This is a genomic window from Campylobacter concisus (genome assembly GCF_003048605.1).
In the GTDB taxonomy this organism is placed as follows: Bacteria; Campylobacterota; Campylobacteria; order Campylobacterales; family Campylobacteraceae; genus Campylobacter_A; species Campylobacter_A concisus_BM.
In genome coordinates, this window is sequence record NZ_PIRX01000001.1 from 112,127 (window position 1) to 128,486 (window position 16,360).

16 protein-coding genes are annotated in these 16,360 nt (G+C 37.6%); all 16 read left to right on the top strand.

The features are described 5' to 3' along the window. Positions 1–59 precede the first annotated feature (59 nt). The 16 genes from CVS86_RS00590 to CVS86_RS00665 all read left to right on the top strand — a co-directional run bounded on the left by CVS86_RS00590 (position 60) and on the right by CVS86_RS00665 (position 16,079). A complete protein-coding gene (locus tag CVS86_RS00590) occupies positions 60–1,598 on the top strand; it encodes an inorganic phosphate transporter (RefSeq protein ID WP_107790630.1) in 1,539 nt (512 codons plus the stop codon). Positions 1,599–1,779: 181 nt separating this feature from the next. Next, on the top strand, positions 1,780–3,003 hold the full coding sequence (locus tag CVS86_RS00595) for an argininosuccinate synthase (protein ID WP_107790631.1): 1,224 nt from the start codon (positions 1,780–1,782) through the stop codon (positions 3,001–3,003). A 23-nt stretch (positions 3,004–3,026) separates the two neighbouring features. Then, positions 3,027–3,473 carry a 50S ribosomal protein L9 gene (gene rplI / locus CVS86_RS00600; protein WP_107790632.1) on the top strand — a complete coding sequence of 149 codons (447 nt, stop codon included), beginning with the start codon at positions 3,027–3,029 and terminating at the stop codon, positions 3,471–3,473. Further along, entirely contained in the window at positions 3,474–4,007 is a 534-nt protein-coding gene (gene hslV, locus CVS86_RS00605; RefSeq protein WP_002940451.1) for an ATP-dependent protease subunit HslV, read from the top strand. 8 nt (positions 4,008–4,015) lie between these two features. Then, entirely contained in the window at positions 4,016–5,338 is a 1,323-nt protein-coding gene (gene hslU, locus CVS86_RS00610; protein ID WP_107790633.1) for an HslU--HslV peptidase ATPase subunit, read from the top strand. Next, positions 5,335–6,204, top strand: coding sequence for a GTPase Era (gene era, locus CVS86_RS00615; RefSeq protein ID WP_103636894.1), 870 nt, complete (start codon positions 5,335–5,337; stop codon positions 6,202–6,204). Before hslU ends, era begins: the two co-directional genes overlap by 4 nt. A gap of 60 nt (positions 6,205–6,264) precedes the next feature. Then, positions 6,265–7,785: a C4-dicarboxylate ABC transporter gene (locus CVS86_RS00620; RefSeq protein WP_107790634.1), complete on the top strand. Its 1,521-nt coding sequence runs from the start codon at positions 6,265–6,267 to the stop codon at positions 7,783–7,785. Next, positions 7,782–8,429, top strand: coding sequence for a pilus assembly protein PilO (locus CVS86_RS00625; protein ID WP_107790635.1), 648 nt, complete (start codon positions 7,782–7,784; stop codon positions 8,427–8,429). The genes CVS86_RS00620 and CVS86_RS00625 overlap by 4 nt, the downstream gene beginning before the upstream one ends. Next, positions 8,429–8,839: a hypothetical protein gene (locus tag CVS86_RS00630; RefSeq protein ID WP_107790636.1), complete on the top strand. Its 411-nt coding sequence runs from the start codon at positions 8,429–8,431 to the stop codon at positions 8,837–8,839. The genes CVS86_RS00625 and CVS86_RS00630 overlap by 1 nt, the downstream gene beginning before the upstream one ends. Then, positions 8,817–10,343 (top strand): pilus (MSHA type) biogenesis protein MshL, encoded by a 1,527-nt coding sequence (mshL, locus tag CVS86_RS00635; protein WP_107790637.1) that lies wholly within the window; start codon positions 8,817–8,819, stop codon positions 10,341–10,343. The genes CVS86_RS00630 and mshL overlap by 23 nt, the downstream gene beginning before the upstream one ends. Continuing rightward, on the top strand, positions 10,336–11,163 hold the full coding sequence (locus CVS86_RS00640) for an ATP-binding protein (RefSeq protein ID WP_107790638.1): 828 nt from the start codon (positions 10,336–10,338) through the stop codon (positions 11,161–11,163). Before mshL ends, CVS86_RS00640 begins: the two co-directional genes overlap by 8 nt. Further along, positions 11,156–12,031 carry a CDC27 family protein gene (locus CVS86_RS00645; RefSeq protein WP_107790639.1) on the top strand — a complete coding sequence of 292 codons (876 nt, stop codon included), beginning with the start codon at positions 11,156–11,158 and terminating at the stop codon, positions 12,029–12,031. The genes CVS86_RS00640 and CVS86_RS00645 overlap by 8 nt, the downstream gene beginning before the upstream one ends. Further along, complete coding sequence (locus tag CVS86_RS00650; RefSeq protein WP_021089183.1) at positions 12,028–12,567, top strand: hypothetical protein; 540 nt, start codon at positions 12,028–12,030, stop codon at positions 12,565–12,567. Before CVS86_RS00645 ends, CVS86_RS00650 begins: the two co-directional genes overlap by 4 nt. Continuing rightward, entirely contained in the window at positions 12,567–14,318 is a 1,752-nt protein-coding gene (locus tag CVS86_RS00655; RefSeq protein ID WP_107790640.1) for a GspE/PulE family protein, read from the top strand. The genes CVS86_RS00650 and CVS86_RS00655 overlap by 1 nt, the downstream gene beginning before the upstream one ends. Then, positions 14,315–15,550 carry a type II secretion system F family protein gene (locus tag CVS86_RS00660; protein WP_107790641.1) on the top strand — a complete coding sequence of 412 codons (1,236 nt, stop codon included), beginning with the start codon at positions 14,315–14,317 and terminating at the stop codon, positions 15,548–15,550. The genes CVS86_RS00655 and CVS86_RS00660 overlap by 4 nt, the downstream gene beginning before the upstream one ends. Before the next feature lie 28 nt (positions 15,551–15,578). Next, on the top strand, positions 15,579–16,079 hold the full coding sequence (locus tag CVS86_RS00665; protein ID WP_107790642.1) for a PAS domain-containing protein: 501 nt from the start codon (positions 15,579–15,581) through the stop codon (positions 16,077–16,079). The last annotated feature ends 281 nt before the right edge of the window (positions 16,080–16,360 follow it).

Sequence of the window (16,360 nt, forward strand, 5' to 3'; positions counted from 1 at the left end):
AAAAACTTTAATAATTTTCAAGATATAATTTTGCCAAAAACTCTTACAAGGGGGCTTGATTGCTTCGAGATAACTTCTTGGCGTTAGTTATTTTTGCGATTTGCAGCGTTGGATTTTTCGTTTGGGGCTATCAATACATCCCGGCAAATAACTACTTTTTATTCTTGATCGCTGGTATGTTTGGTCTTTTTATGGCGTTTAATATCGGCGGAAATGACGTTGCAAACAGCTTTGGCACAAGCGTCGGCGCAAAAACACTCACACTAAAACAAGCTCTTGTTATCGCCGCCATTTTTGAGCTTAGCGGCGCGATATTTGCAGGATCTGAGGTTACAAATACGATTAGAAACGAGATCGTGAAATTTCCAAGCGACATAAACCCTATGAAATTTGTCATCATTATGATCTCAGCCCTTCTTAGCTCTGGTCTTTGGCTATTTTATGCGTCTAAAAAGGGTTTGCCAGTCTCAACAACTCACTCGATCGTTGGTGGCATCGTTGGCGCAGGACTTGCCATGGGTTTTATGATAAAAGATCCTGAGCCACTTAATATGGTCTCTTGGGGTGAGATCGGCAGGATCGCCGTTAGCTGGGTCATCTCACCACTGCTTGGCGGCGTGATGTCTTACATTATATTTGGCTACGTAAAAAGCAAAATAATCGAGCCAACGCACGAACTAAAGACAAATTTAAAAGCGCTAAAGGCTGAGAGAAAAGCTTATAAAGAAAGCTTTATAAAAGCGCTCAAAACAAAGCCAGCTGAGGAGCAGATAGCCACTCTTTCAAAGATCGCAGTTATAGATGAGGACGAGATCGAAACCACTGAATACAGCGAATACCGCTCAAAAATTCGCATCATGAAAGATAGCGAAAAAGAGATAGATACCTTTAAAGCGATGAAAAAGCACATCCCAATCATCGCTGGATTTGCCGCAATGGTCATCTCATCAATGATGCTTTTTAAAGGGCTTGAGCATATAAATTTAGCCTTTAGTATCATCCAAACAGTCTGGATCATCTTTGTCATCGGCGCTCTAGCGTATCTTGCAAGCCTTGCTATCATAAACGTCATGAGCAAAAACGATAGCGAAAAGAGCATCAATAGAATTTTCTCATGGTTTCAAATTTTTACCGCTTCATCTTTTGCTTTTTCACATGGCGCAAACGACATCGCAAATGCAGTTGGACCATTTGCAGCCGTGCTTGACGTGCTAAAAACTGGCTCTATAAACGAAAGCTCACCCATACCAAGCATCGCAATGGTAACCTTTGGCATCTCGCTTGTTGTTGGACTTTGGTTTTTAGGCAAAGAAGTGATCACGACTATTGGCTCAAAACTAGCTGAAATTTTACCTACGACTGGCTTTAGCGCGGAGCTTGCCTCAAGTATCGTCATACTTCTAGCTACAAAGCTTGGCATACCAGTTAGCTCTACGCATATCCTAATAGGCGCGGTTTTGGGTATTGGCATCGTAAATAAAAATGCAAACTGGAAAATGGTAAGACCTATCATCTTAGCTTGGCTCATCACACTGCCTGCAGCTGCGATATCATCGGCTATATTTTATTTTGCCCTTGCTAAATTACTAGGCGTTTAGAAAAACACTCTGCTTGTAAATTTAAAATTTGCAAGCAAATTTCATTTAAAGTAAAATTTTTAATTTCTACGAATAAAAACTATCAGAAAAATAAAATTTTACTTACATTATTTAATAGATTAATTTATTAAAGATTAATCAATTTAGGCTAAAATACGACCATTTCAACAAAAGGACAGCTATGAAAAAAGATGTAAAAAAAGTTGTTTTAGCATACTCAGGCGGACTTGACACAAGTATTATTTTAAAGTGGCTCCAAGACGAATACAAATGCGAAGTAGTCACATTTACAGCTGACATCGGACAAGGCGAAGAGCTAGAGCCTGCACGCAAAAAAGCCCTAGCACTTGGCGTGAAACCTGAAAATATTTTTATAGAAGATTTAAGAGAAGAATTTGTACGTGATTATGTATTTCCAATGTTTAGAGCAAACGCAATCTATGAGGGCGAATATCTACTTGGTACTTCAATCGCGCGCCCACTTATAGCAAAACGCCAAAGCGAGATCGCAAGACTTGTTGGCGCTGATGGTGTGAGCCACGGAGCAACAGGCAAAGGCAACGACCAAGTTCGCTTTGAGCTTGGCTACTACGCACTTGGCGACAACCTAACTATCATCGCTCCATGGCGCGAGTGGGATCTAAACAGCCGCGAAAAACTCTTAACATACGCTGAGAAAAACGGCATAGATATCACCAAAAAACCAGGCAAGAGCCCATACTCAATGGACGCAAATTTACTTCACATAAGCTATGAGGGTCTAGTGCTTGAAGATCCAAGCCACGCACCAGAAGATGATATGTGGAGATGGACAGTAAGCCCAAAAGATGCTCCAGATAAGAGCGAGATCATTGAGATCGGCTATGAAAAAGGCAATCCAGTGAGCATAAACGGCAAAAAAATGAGCCCAGCTGAAATTTTAACCGAGCTAAATCGCCTTGGCGCAAAACACGGCATCGGCAGACTTGACATTGTAGAAAACCGCTCAGTTGGTATGAAGAGCCGCGGCTGCTACGAAACTCCTGGCGGCACGATAATGCTAAAAGCTCACAGAGCGATTGAGAGCATCACGCTTGACCGAGGTGCAGCTCACTTAAAAGATGAGATCATGCCAAAATATGCCGAGCTAATCTACAACGGCTACTGGTGGTCACCTGAGCGAAATATGCTCCAAGCGCTCATCGACAAGAGCCAAGAGCACGTAAATGGCTCTGTTAAAGTTGAGCTTTACAAAGGCAATGTGACTATCCTTGGCAGAAGCAGCAAAAATGATAATCTATTTAGCGAGGCATACTGCACATTTGAAGAAGATAGCGTTTATGATCAAAAAGATGCAGCTGGATTTATCAAACTAAATGCACTTCGCTTTATAATCGCACGCAAAAATGGGCGAAAATTTGACTAAAAATAAAATTTAAAAGGATAAAAATGAAAGTATTATTAATAAAAGATGTAAAAGGACTTGGAAAAGCTGGCGAGATAAAAGAGGTAAAAGATGGTTACGGCAACAACTTCTTAATCGGTAAAGGCTTTGCAAAAGCAGCTACTCCAGATGTCCTTCGTCAATACGAAGCGGCTCAAAAAAGAAAGGCTGAAGAGCTAAAATATGAGATCGCAAATTTAGAAAAACTAAAAGAAGAGCTTGCAAAAGTGACAGTCGTCGTCAAGAAAACTCTTGGCGCAAATGGCTCGCTTTTTGGCTCAGTTTCAAAAGAGGAGATCGCAGCAGAGCTTGAAAAGACGCATCATTTGGTAGTTGAGAAAAAGGCTATCGACCCGGACACTCACCTAAAAGCAGTTGGTCTTTATGATGTCTCTATAAAGCTTGGTCACTCGATAAATGCGACCTTAAAGGTTGATGTGCAAGGAGAGTAGATGTTTCATGCGACAACCATCTTAGCCTACAAAGGCAAAAATAAAGCGGTCATCGGTGGCGACGGACAGGTGAGCTTTGGCAACACTGTCTTAAAAGGCAATGCTGTAAAAATCCGCAAAATTCACAATGGCAAAGTCCTAGCTGGCTTTGCTGGCAGCACTGCTGACGCGTTTAACCTCTTTGATATGTTTGAGAAAAATTTGGAGCATACAAAGGGCGATTTGCTAAAGGCAGTGATAGAATTTAGCAAAGAGTGGCGCAAAGACAAGTATCTAAGAAAGCTTGAAGCGATGATGCTTGTGCTTGATAGGGATAAAATTTTCTTACTTAGTGGCACTGGAGATGTTGTTGAGCCAGAAGATGGCAAGATAGCAGCTATTGGAAGTGGCGGAAACTACGCCCTTTCAGCGGCTCGTGCCTTAGATAAATTTGCTGATATCGACGAAGAGGAGCTAGTCAAAGAGAGCCTCAAGATCGCCGGCGAAATTTGTATCTATACAAATACAAACATCAAAACTTATGTTTTAGAATAAGAGAGAAAATGAACTTAACACCAAGAGAAATTGTTAAATTTTTAGATGACTATGTGATCGGTCAAAAGGACGCCAAAAAGATCATAGCGATCGCACTTCGCAACAGGTATCGCCGTATGAAGCTTGAAAAGAGCCTGCAAGATGACATCATGCCAAAAAATATCTTGATGATCGGCTCAACTGGCGTTGGTAAAACCGAGATCGCAAGGCGCCTTTCAAAGATGATGGGGCTGCCTTTTATCAAGGTCGAGGCTAGCAAATATACTGAGGTTGGCTTTGTTGGTCGTGACGTTGAGAGCATGGTGAGAGACCTTGCAATGGCCTCATATAATCTCGTAAAAAACGAGCAAAGCGAGAAAAATCAAGACAAGATAAATGCCTACATCGAAGAAAAGATCGTCTCAAAGCTACTTCCGCCACTTCCAAAAGGTGCTAGCGAAGAGAAGCAAGCAGAGTACGCTAAGAGCTATGACAAGATGCTAAATAGGCTAAGAAACGGCGAGCTTGACGAGCTAAGTATCGAGATAGAGGTGCAGCAAAACCCACTTGAAGCTGGCTCAAACGTGCCACCTGATATGGCGCAGATGCAAGAGAGTTTTATAAAGATAATTGGTATCGGCGGCAAGAATATCAAAAAAGAGATGAAGGTAAAAGACGCCAAAAAAGCCCTTCAAAGCGAGGCAAATGATAAAATTTTAGACCTTGAGAGTGTAAAAACTGAGGCTTTAAGAAGAGCTGAAAATGAGGGCATCATCTTTATAGACGAGATCGATAAGGTAGCCGTCGGCTCAGGTAGTTCAAACAGGCAAGACCCTAGCAAAGAAGGTGTGCAAAGAGACTTGCTACCTATCGTTGAAGGCTCAAATGTAAATACTAAATTTGGAAATTTAAAGACAGATCATATTTTATTTATCGCAGCTGGCGCCTTTCATATAAGCAAACCAAGCGATCTCATCCCAGAGCTTCAAGGCCGTTTTCCACTAAGAGTTGAGCTTGATAGCCTTGATGAGGACGCGCTTTATCAAATTTTAACTCAGCCAAAAAATTCGCTTTTAAAACAATACATCGCACTTATTTCAACTGAAAATGTCGAGCTAGAATTTGACGATGAAGCGATAAAAGAGATAGCAAGGATCGCTCACGCAGCAAATGAAAAGATGGAGGATATCGGTGCTAGACGCCTTCACACGGTGATCGAGCGCGTGATAGAAGATATCAGCTTTGAGGCTAGCGAAAAGAGCGGCGAAAAGATAAACGTGACAAAAGAGCTCGTAAAAGAGCGCCTAAAAGATGTGGTCGAAGATCAAGACCTAGCGAGGTATATACTTTGAAATCAGGCTTTGTTAGCATCATAGGACGCACAAATGCTGGCAAAAGCTCGTTTTTAAATGCATTATTAAACGAAAAGATCGCCATTGTCTCGCACAAGCAAAACGCAACTCGCAGAAAGATAAATGGCATCGTGATGAATGGTGAAGATCAGATCATCTTCACCGACACGCCAGGGCTTCACGAGAGCAACAAGGCGATAAATCAACTACTAATTGGCCAAGCTATAAAATCGATGGGAGACTGCGATCTCATCGTATTTTTAGCACCTATCCATGATGACACAAGTGACTATGAGAAATTTCTAGCTCTAAATCCTGAAAAACCGCACATTTTGGTGCTAACAAAAGTCGATGAGAGCTCAAATGCTAAAGTCTTAGAAAAGATCACTCAGTATCAAAAATTTCAAGATAAATTTGCAGCACTTCTTACTTTTAGCACCAAGCAGCCTACTTATAAAAAGCCGCTTCTTGATGAAATTTGCAAGCTTTTGCCAGAGCATGAGTACTTTTACGATCCAGAATTTCTCACGCCGACAAATGAAAAGGAAATTTTTAGAGAATTTATACTTGAAGCGATCTATGAAAATTTAAGCGACGAGATACCTTATCTTAGCGATGCGATCATAAAAAGCGTAAAAGAAAAAACAGGCATAACTGAAATTTATGCGAGCATTATCACAGAGCGTGACATCCATAAAAGTATGATCATCGGGAAAAATGGCGAAACCATTAAAAGAATAGGAATTTTTGCAAGAAAGTTAATACAAAATTTAACCAACACAAAGGTCTTTCTAAAGCTCGATGTAGTCGTTAAAAAAGGCTGGAGCAAAGAAGAAAAGAGCCTAAATCAGATAATCGGCTATTGATTTTTTATTTTAAAGATATTAAAATACCCAATATAAGCGTTTAGGAAGGTTTTTTGATTCATGATGAATATTAAAAAAAATAGTGAAATTTCTATAGTTGCGCTAGATCCGTATGACTATAAAGGATTTCGTTATCACAACAGCAATGTAGAAGCTTTTAACTTTTCAAAAACAGTCAATAAACGCGACTTTTTCATCTCATATATAAAATTTAAAGACTTAAAAACAACAACTATTTTTATCCCTAGAAGCGTTGATAGCGACACCCTCTATGAGGAGCTTTATTCAAAGGCCTATGCAGAGCTCACACTTGATCCAGCGCTTGACAATAAGATATTTTTCTCAGAAGGCACTACAAAAGCTCAAGAGAGAATTTTTACCGTTTTTGCTATCACAAATGAAGATATAAATTCAACCTTTAAAGCGGTTGCAAAAAAGGTCCCATATATCGATTATCTTGCGCCTGAGCCTTTGATCTACTCTGCTATTTATAAAAAAGGCTTGCTGCCTAGCACACAAGCAGACTGCTTTATCGCGCTTAGAAAAGATGAATCATTTTTAAGTATATATTTAGATGGTGATTTTTTTACTGCTAGAGAAATTCGCTATAACTTAAACTATCTTAAAGATAAATTCTTGGAGCAAAGCGGCGATCGCTTGAGCGATGAAAAATTTATCGAAGTTTTGTCTCAAAGAGGACTTGTAAATAAAGACGATGATGGCTTTAACTACGATCTAAACACAGTTTTTGAAGATTATATCTTTTACTTTAACGATATTTTAAACATTATAAATAGCCAAAATGGCATAGCCATAAAGAAAATTTACATAGATTGCGACTATGAGATCAAAAATTTTGCAAATTTTATCTCAACCAAGCTTGGTTTGGATGCAGAGTATATAAACATAAAAGTTGCGATAAACAACAAAAACTATACTATAAACGAGCGTTATAACATTATGGCTTTATTTGGTAGATTTTATACCAAAGAGCCATTTTATGAGAATTTTAACCTCTCAAATATGCTCCGTCCAGATCCATTTGTCAAAAGAAAAAGTGGTAAATTTTTGCTCACTTGTGCTGCGGCATTTGCGCTAAGTATGTTATATCCAGCTTACAACTACATAGCTGGTCTTGTTTTAGAAAAAGACAGCACAAGACTAAATGACGAATATAGTGTCCTAAACGCACAAGAGATGCAGATAAAAGAGACGCTAGCTAAAATTTCAAGAGAACAAGAGGCGGTAAAAGAACAGACTCAAAAAGAGAATGAAAAGCTAAATTTTAGAAAAGGTCTGCTTGCTGAGATCGAAAATAAAAAAGATAATTACGCTATGAAGGGTTTAAATCTTTTTAAAATTACCGATATTTTAAATCTAAACGCAGTTCATATCACAAACATCGTAAATAACGATAGAAATTTGACTATAACTGCAGTTAGCGATAATGAAAAAAGGATAACCCAGTTGATTAAAGATATCAGCAAAGATGAAAAATACTTGGTAAATACTAAAAAAATTCGTTCAGATGACGCTAAACACGAGTATGAAAGTAACATAAGCATAGAGATTAGACAATGAGACAAGATATTTTAAGCAAAATAGATCAATACTTTGATGGTAAAAAGCCAAACGAAACAAACCTCATTTTTCTTGGCTCAGCGCTTATTATAGCCTATCTTGTCTATATGCTATGCTTTGATCCTGCGCAAAATTTCTTTGATGAAAAGCTTGATAAACACACGAGAATTTCTACAAAACTAGAAAACACTAGAAACTATCTAGCCTCAGTGAGCTCCCCTGATGGCGATAGAAATTTTAAGATAAACGAAGAAAATAGAAATTTAAGCAATCTAAAACTTCGCTACACGAATATTTTGAAATTTAATACCTATTTTGATTCAAAGCTTAAAGAGCTTTCTTTTTTGCTTTTTGACAATCAAAACTGGGCAAACTATATAGATAGTATCGTGCTTTTGGCAAAACAAAATAATATAAAAATTTTAGAGCTTAAAAGTGATATAAAAGAGCCAAATTTCCAAAAGATAGAGCAAATTTTAAATATAGATGTCACTTGTCTTGGAAATTTTAAAGATATGCTTAGCTATATAAACGGACTTGAAGAGTCAAAACTCGTAGTAGATCTTCACAAGATGGATATAAATTCCACTCAAAAAGATCTAGGAGCTAAGCTCTCTATCTCTGTGTGGGGCATGAAGTACTGATGAAAAAATTTGGTTTATTTTTAATTTTAGCTCTAAGCCTATTTGGCAGTGAGTTTGAAGGCGAGATGAAAAACTATGATGAAGTTTTTGTTAAGATAAAAGAGCAAAGAAAAGGGCTTAATAGCGGTGAAATTTCTAGCTTGCAAGATCCTTTCAAGCTAAATTTGCCAGTTGCTCCAAAAGGCGATCAAAACACTACAAAATACTCTTCTGCAAGGGGGTTTATGCTAAAGGCCATTTTGCTAAATAAAGCAAATATAAATGGCAAGTGGTATAAAGTGGGAGATATGATTGATGATTACAATATCACAAGTGTTCAAAATAACAAGGTTATCATTGTAAAAGATGATGAAAAACAAGAACTAACTCTTAAAAATGGAAGTAAAAATGTTGGTATCAAAATTAAGTAAATTTATTATAACTGCGGCGTTGGCTTCATTTTTAGCTACCCCTATAATGGCAAAACCAAGCACATGCTTGAGTAAAAATTTTAGTATGAAGATCACAGACGATATAAGTCTTGGAGATGTTTTAAATCAGCTCTCTGAAATGTGTGATTTTAGTATCGTTGCAAAAGATGCTTATAGTAAAAAAGAGCTTGATGATAAAGTCTTTGGCGTAAATATAAGAAATATGAGCCTAAGCGAAGTCTTTGATCTGCTTTTAAACGAGAAAAATTTAAGCTATGAGTTTTCAAATAATGTCTTAAAAATCTCATCGCTTCAAACAAAAATTTTTAAAATAGACTATATTACCTCTATCCGTGAGGGCACAGCTATCACAAAAGCTTCAGTTGATGCCTCTCCGTCAGAAGTAGGCAATAGCTCAAGCAGTGATACTAGCTCAAACGACATAAAAAATGAAAACAACTTGATAAGAACAACTGAGAAATTTGACTTTTGGGAGAAGCTTGATGCTGAGCTAAAAGCTATCTTAAATAATAGCAGTGAGCACATCACCGCGCCAGATCCTATCATAAACCAAAATGCTGGACTTATCACGGTTACTGCTACCCCGTCACAGCTAAAACGCGTTGAAAAATATATAGCGGAGATGCAAAGAAGACTTAAAAAACAAGTCATCATCGATGTTTCTATCATTGCAGTTGATCTAAATAATGAGTATAAGCAAGGTGTTGATTGGAGTAAATTTGAGCTTGGATTTAACTCATATATAGGCAACCCAGGCTCTAACACCGGCTCAAGTGCAATCTGGACAAACAAGGGCAACAGCTTAAGCGATGGCTTTGGTCGCACACTAAATATCGCTGCAAATTTAAACTTTAGCCTTGATGGTATGATAAATTTCCTTGAAACAAATGGCAAAACAAAGGTTGTTTCAAGTCCAAAAGTAACCACTCTAAACAACCAACAAGCACTAATCTCCGTGGGTGATAATATAAACTACCGCGTAATGGAAGAGACAGATAATGGTAGCAACAATAACAATAACAACAGGCTTACAACAACTTATAAGCAATACTCTGTATTTATCGGTATCTTGTTAAATTTGCTTCCAGAAGTTTCAGATAACAACAAGATCATGCTTCGCATCAACCCAAGCTTAAGCAGCTTTAAGTATGCAGAAGACGACACAAGAGGTCAAAACACCTCTATTAGAGAGATAGCGCCTGACACCGTTCAGAAAAAACTCTCAACAGTTGTTCAAGTAAATAGTGGCGATACTATCATACTTGGTGGTCTTATCGGACAGACTAAAAATAAGCAAAATACAGCTGTGCCACTTCTAGCTGATATACCTTTGATAGGAAGTGTCTTTAAAAGCACAAGAGATGGCGTAAAAACTACTGAGCTTATCTTTGTCATCACGCCAAGAGTTGTTGATCTTGAAGATCCAAAACCAGTTCAGCAGTCGCTAAAAGATCTAGGATTTTCTAAATCGATCTATGAGTAACGAAAATATTTATACACATATAAAAGATGTTTTCATAGATGAAGACGAGAGTTTAAATTTCGTAAATTTAGACAATTCTATAAGCTGCTACAACAAGATAGTTTTAGCCCTAAAAAAGCCACTAAAGCTCATCTTATTTTATGGCAAGCCAGGTAGCGGCAAGACCTTTTTGCTAAACAAGATCGCAAATGATCTAAAAGAGGATAAAAGTCTCATCTTTTTCCCGCATCCATTTTTTAGCGAGGCGACATTTATCGAAGCACTTTGTGAGCAAATTTATGGCAAAAAGCTTGAAGATATAAACAACTTTGAGAGCTTTATAAAATTTTATTCAAAAGACTTTAGCGGTAAAGATGAAATTTTAAAAAATCAAATGACGGTTATACTAGATGAAGCGCAGCTCTATCCGACTGAGCTTATCGAGAAGATAAGGCTTATGGCTGATACTAGGATGTTTAAATTTCTCTTTACGATACACAAAACCGAAAACGAAGATATTTTGGCAAAAGATTATTTTCAGACTAGGATCTGGGAGAGCATCGAGCTAAGTAGCGCTGATGTAAATGAGATCATCATCTACTTGCAAAGAAAACTTAGTCAAAAAAACTATGATAAATACCTTAAATTTGACAAAAAAGATTACGAGTGCGCCTACTCATTTTGCGGCGGAAATTTAAGAACACTAAACAAGATAATGTATAAATTCTATGAAATTTGCGAATACTACGAGCAGTATCAGCCTTCAAAACTTAGCGGCGATAAGGCAAATATCATGATACTTACCATGGCTGCACTTGATGCGGGGCTAATCGATGCTTGAACCACAAGAAATTCAAAGACTAGAAAAGCTTTATGAGAGCTACAAGAAAAAAAATGGTGGCTTTTTGCATAAAATTTTTAATGCCAAAAACTCTAAAATTTTAATCATCGAGCTTTTGTTTATCATCATTTTGCTAGCTGCGTTGATAGTGCTTAGCATAGAAAAAGCTCCAAGTCTTGCTAATAAAAGCGATAAAGTTTTAGCCAAAAATGCAACCACAGTAAAAATGGTAGAAAAAAATGAGACAAATGTAAGCGTTCTTAGTGAGCTAAAGCAAAAGAGTGAGGTTGCTAAGACTAAATTTGAAGAGGGTAAAAAGCAAGATGAGCTAGCTGATAAGATAGCTAAAAAGCTTGAAGAGGTTGTAAAGATAAACGAGACAAACGATACTTCGAAAAATGACCCAAAAAGGCAAAGAAGCTCACAAGGTTGGCTTAAGCTAAATATCCCTGATGAAGAGCCACTTACCGAACAAAATGGTATAAATGGCATAAGCATGCCACAAGATGAAGTGATAGATCTTGAGTCAAAGCCAGCTAGAAAGCGTGTAAATATACAAGTAACTTCAGCATCAAATGAAGAGAGCGTGCTAAGAGAACAATTTTTAAAGACAAATAATCCAACTATTGCACTTGAGCTTGCGAGATTAAATTTTAGAAATAATAATTTCAAAGAAGCTATAAAGTGGTCGCTTGCTGCAAACGATATAGATAATAGCTTAGAGGAGTCGTGGATCATCTTTGCAAAGTCAAAATATAAGCTAAAGCAAAGCGATGATGCCGTAAAAGCTCTAAGGGAGTATAATAAAAACTTAAACAAAGCTTCGATAAATGAGCTTATAAATAAGATAAAAAGTGGAACATTATGAAATTTTTTGCTATTTTTTTGGTTTTTGTTTGTGAAGTTTTTGCTGTTAGCCTAACTGAGATTAGGGATGACTTTAACAGCGCAAACTACGCAAAAGTCTGCAACCAAAAGGTTGAGGACTTTTTAAAAACACAAAATAATGAAGAGCAAATTTCTATGTTTGGCATCGCTTGCATAAAGATGAACGATCTAAACAGGCTAGCAACTCCGATTGATAAGCTAGTAAAGAGCGAAAAATCAAGAGAAAATGCTGCCTATTTTGCTGACATCTTATTTAAGAAAAAGCTCTTATTTCACGCTATGATAGATGGCGTTGATATAAGCTATATCAGGCTTCCAAAGAGTGATTATATACTTTCATTTTTGTTTGATAAATTTGTAAAAAAAGAGTATGTTGAAGAGCTTGGCACATTTATCTTTGAAGAGCCAAACTCTGACACGAGGTATGAGATCAGTCCGACAAATGGACAAATACCAAAGTTAGTGCTTAAAATTTTTAAAAATAACGACCTGAAATCACAAATAGAGTATAGATAATGAAAAATGTAGAAAATGTAATCTTAAAAAATATAGAACAAAACGGCAAACTAAGCACATCAGATATAGAAAAGATAAAGCAGATAAGCGAGCAAGAAGACAAAGGCCTTGTTAAAATTTTAAGAGATGAAAATTTACTAAATGACGATGACTTTATGGAAATTTTGTCTGATATTTATAGGAGAGGGCATGTAAATATCGATGAAATTTCAAACGACCTTGAGCTTGATATCAAGGCTTTTGTTAAATTTATAAGCGAGAAATTTAAGGTTTTATACTTTGATCTTGATGATATCGACATCGACTACCGCATAAGCGAAAAACTAAGCACCGCTCAGCTAAAGACATATAGCGCGATCCCAGTAAAAGAAGATGAGATAAGCGTATATGTCGCTTTTAAAAATCCATTTGACGTTATGGCTCAAGATAAGGTGCAAAATTTATTTAATAGAAAACTGCTAAAAGTTGCCATAGCTCAGCCAACTCAGATAGAAAAATATATAAGCAAGCTAGCACTAAATGAGAGCATAAAAGATGTGATAACAGAGATCAGAAGAGAGCTTTCAAGCTCGGCTAGCCAAGGGCAAAACAGTGAAAACTCTGGAATTTTAAAGCTAATCGAGATCATCTTAAAAACATCTATCCAAAGCAGAGCCAGCGACATCCACATCGAGCCAACCGAGACAAACTGCATCGTAAGAAGCAGGATCGATGGCATGCTAAGTGAGACATTTATATTTGATAAAGATATCTATCCGCCGATGGTTAGCCGTATGAAGCTACTATCAAACATGGACATCGCAGAGCGCCGCCGCCCACAAGATGGTAGATTTTCAGCTCAAATTTTAGACAAAGAGTATGATTTTCGTATCTCGACGCTACCTATATTAAATGGCGAAAGTATAGTTTTAAGAATTCTTGATAAGTCAAAGGTCATTATAAATTTAGAAGACCTCGGCATGCACCCAGACAACTTTGCCAAATTTAAAAAGAGCATGAAAGCACCTTATGGTATCATTTTAGTCACTGGTCCAACAGGATCAGGTAAGACTACTACACTTTATGGTGCGCTAAATGATATAAAAAGCGTAAAAACTAAGATCATAACAGTTGAAGACCCAGTTGAGTATCAGCTAAATATGATCCAACAAGTGCATGTAAATGAAAAGGCTGGACTTACCTTTGTTTCAGCGCTCCGTTCTATTTTGAGACAAGACCCAGATGTTATAATGATAGGCGAGATCAGGGATCAAGAGACGCTTCGCATAGCGATACAAGCGGCACTTACTGGTCACCTTGTCTTTTCTACACTTCACACAAATGACGCCATTAGCGCGCTTCCTCGTATGATAGATATGGGCATCGAGCCTTATCTAGTAAGTGGCGCGCTCGTTTGCATAGAGGCTCAAAGGCTAGTTAGAAAGCTCTGCCCACACTGCAAACAAAAGATCACTCTATCTCAAAAGGCATTTGACGAGGTTAAGAAATTTGTCCCTGAAAACTACCAGTTTTATAAAAGTGTCGGATGTCCGCAATGCTCGCAAACTGGATATCTAGGGCGTGAGATGATAAGTGAAATTTTGCCTATTAGTGACCATATAGCAAGTATGGTCGCAAATGGCGCTTCTAAAGATGAGCTTAAAAGCGTAGCCTACGAAGAGGGCTTTATAGATATGTTTCATGATGGCGTCATAAGAGCGGCAAATGGCATAACTACGCTTGAAGAAGTTTATAGGGTTGCTAAGATATGAAATACTTTGAGGTTGAGTACATCCAAAACGGCAAACGCCATAAGATGAGCCTAAGAGCGAACAATAAAAGCGAGATCAAAGATAAAGCAAATGTTACTGGCATGATCGTCAAGATTAAAGAGACGCAAACTTCTAGCATAAATAACTTTGAAAATTTACAAAATGTGATCGCAAAGGCTTTTACTAGTCCAAAGGTCAAAATCCCAAATTTAGTTGCCACTATAAGACAGCTTAGCGTTATGACAAATGCTGGAATTTCTATCCACGATAGCATTAAAGAGGTTGCAAACTCCACCGAGGATAAGCGCCTGAAATTTATATTTCAAACCATAGATGAGGAGCTAAATCAAGGCTCAAGCCTCACAAATAGCATAGAAAATTTTAAAGAAGAGCTTGGCGACGTGACGCTAGCGATGATAAGGCTTGGTGAGAGCACTGGTAATATGGCTGACGCGCTTGCAAAGCTCGCCTCTATCTTGCAAGAGGTCTGGGACAATCAGCAAAAATTTAAAAAAGCTATCCGCTACCCGATAACAGTCATCTGCGCGATCATCATAGCCTTTGTCATCCTTATGATACTTGTTGTGCCGCAGTTTAGAGAAATTTTTGAGCAGTTAAATGCAGAGCTACCACTGCCAACTAAAATTTTGCTAAATATCGAATACGTCATGACAAACTACGGCTTTTATATCCTTGGAGCACTTGCATTTATCGGATATTTGCTTAGAAAATACTACCTTGATAGTGAAGAATTTCAAGATAAGGTCGATAAATACCTTTTGAAAGTCTATCTCATTGGTAAGATCATATTTTATTCAAATATGAGCAGGTTTAACCTCATCTTTACAGAGCTTGTTCGAGCTGGTTTGCCTATAGCAGATGCCCTTGATACGGCTGTGATAACGGTCTCAAATAAGGATATCAAAAAGAAGCTAAGCGGCGTTAAGATACTTGTTGGTAGGGGTGTTAGCCTAACGGAGGCCTTTAGAGATACAAATTTATATGAAAATATGCTCATACAGATGATAAGCGCTGGCGAGCAAAGCGGTAGCTTAGATGATATGACTGGAAAAGTAACTGACTATTACAGGATGAAATTTAACGATATTATTGATAACATCTCAAACTATATCGAGCCGATATTGCTTGTTTTTATAGCAGCGATGGTGCTTTTACTAGCTCTTGGTATATTTTTGCCGATGTGGGATCTATCAAAAGCCGTTAAAAACTAAAAAATAATAAAATCTTAAAGGAGAGAAGATGTCTGAAAATAAAGAACATAAGGTCGAAGAGAGTGCTTTTTTAGTCTCAAAGACCGATCTAAAGGGACGTATCACATACTGCAATGAGCCATTTTTAAAGATCGTTGGCGCTAAGCAGTCTGAGGTCTTGGGCAAACCGCACAACATCATAAGGCACCCAGATATGCCAAGAGCTGTTTTCAAGCTACTTTGGGAGCGCATAAAAAATAAAGAAGAAATTTTTGCTTATGTTAAAAACAAAAGCTTTGATGGTGGATATTACTGGGTCTTTGCAAACATCACAACTTCGCTTGATGTACAAAATAATCCAGTTGGCTACTACTCAGTTAGACGCAAGCCAAATCCAAAGGCGATCGAGGTGATAGAGCCTATATATCAAAAGTTATTATCGGTAGAAAAGAGCGGTGGCATGGATGCTTCGATGAAATTTTTAACTGAATTTTTAAAAGAAAAAAATATAAGTTATGATGAATTTGTAAATAACCTACAAAGGCTATAATATGTTTGGAAAAAAACTTGACTCTATAAATGAAATTTTAAGCGTAGTAGGCTCAGCTAGAAATGGCATATTAGAGCCTAGGATAGTAAATGTAAAAGAAAATGACCCACTTTATGAAGTAGCACTTGGTATAAATGACTTGCTTGATCAAGTTGAGGCGCTTCAAAGAGAAATTTCAACCTCAATAGACGCTGCTCAAAGCGGACTAACATATAGAAATATCTTTACAGAGGGGTTTCGCGGTATATTCAAACAAAATGCCATCTCTATGAGCAACGGCG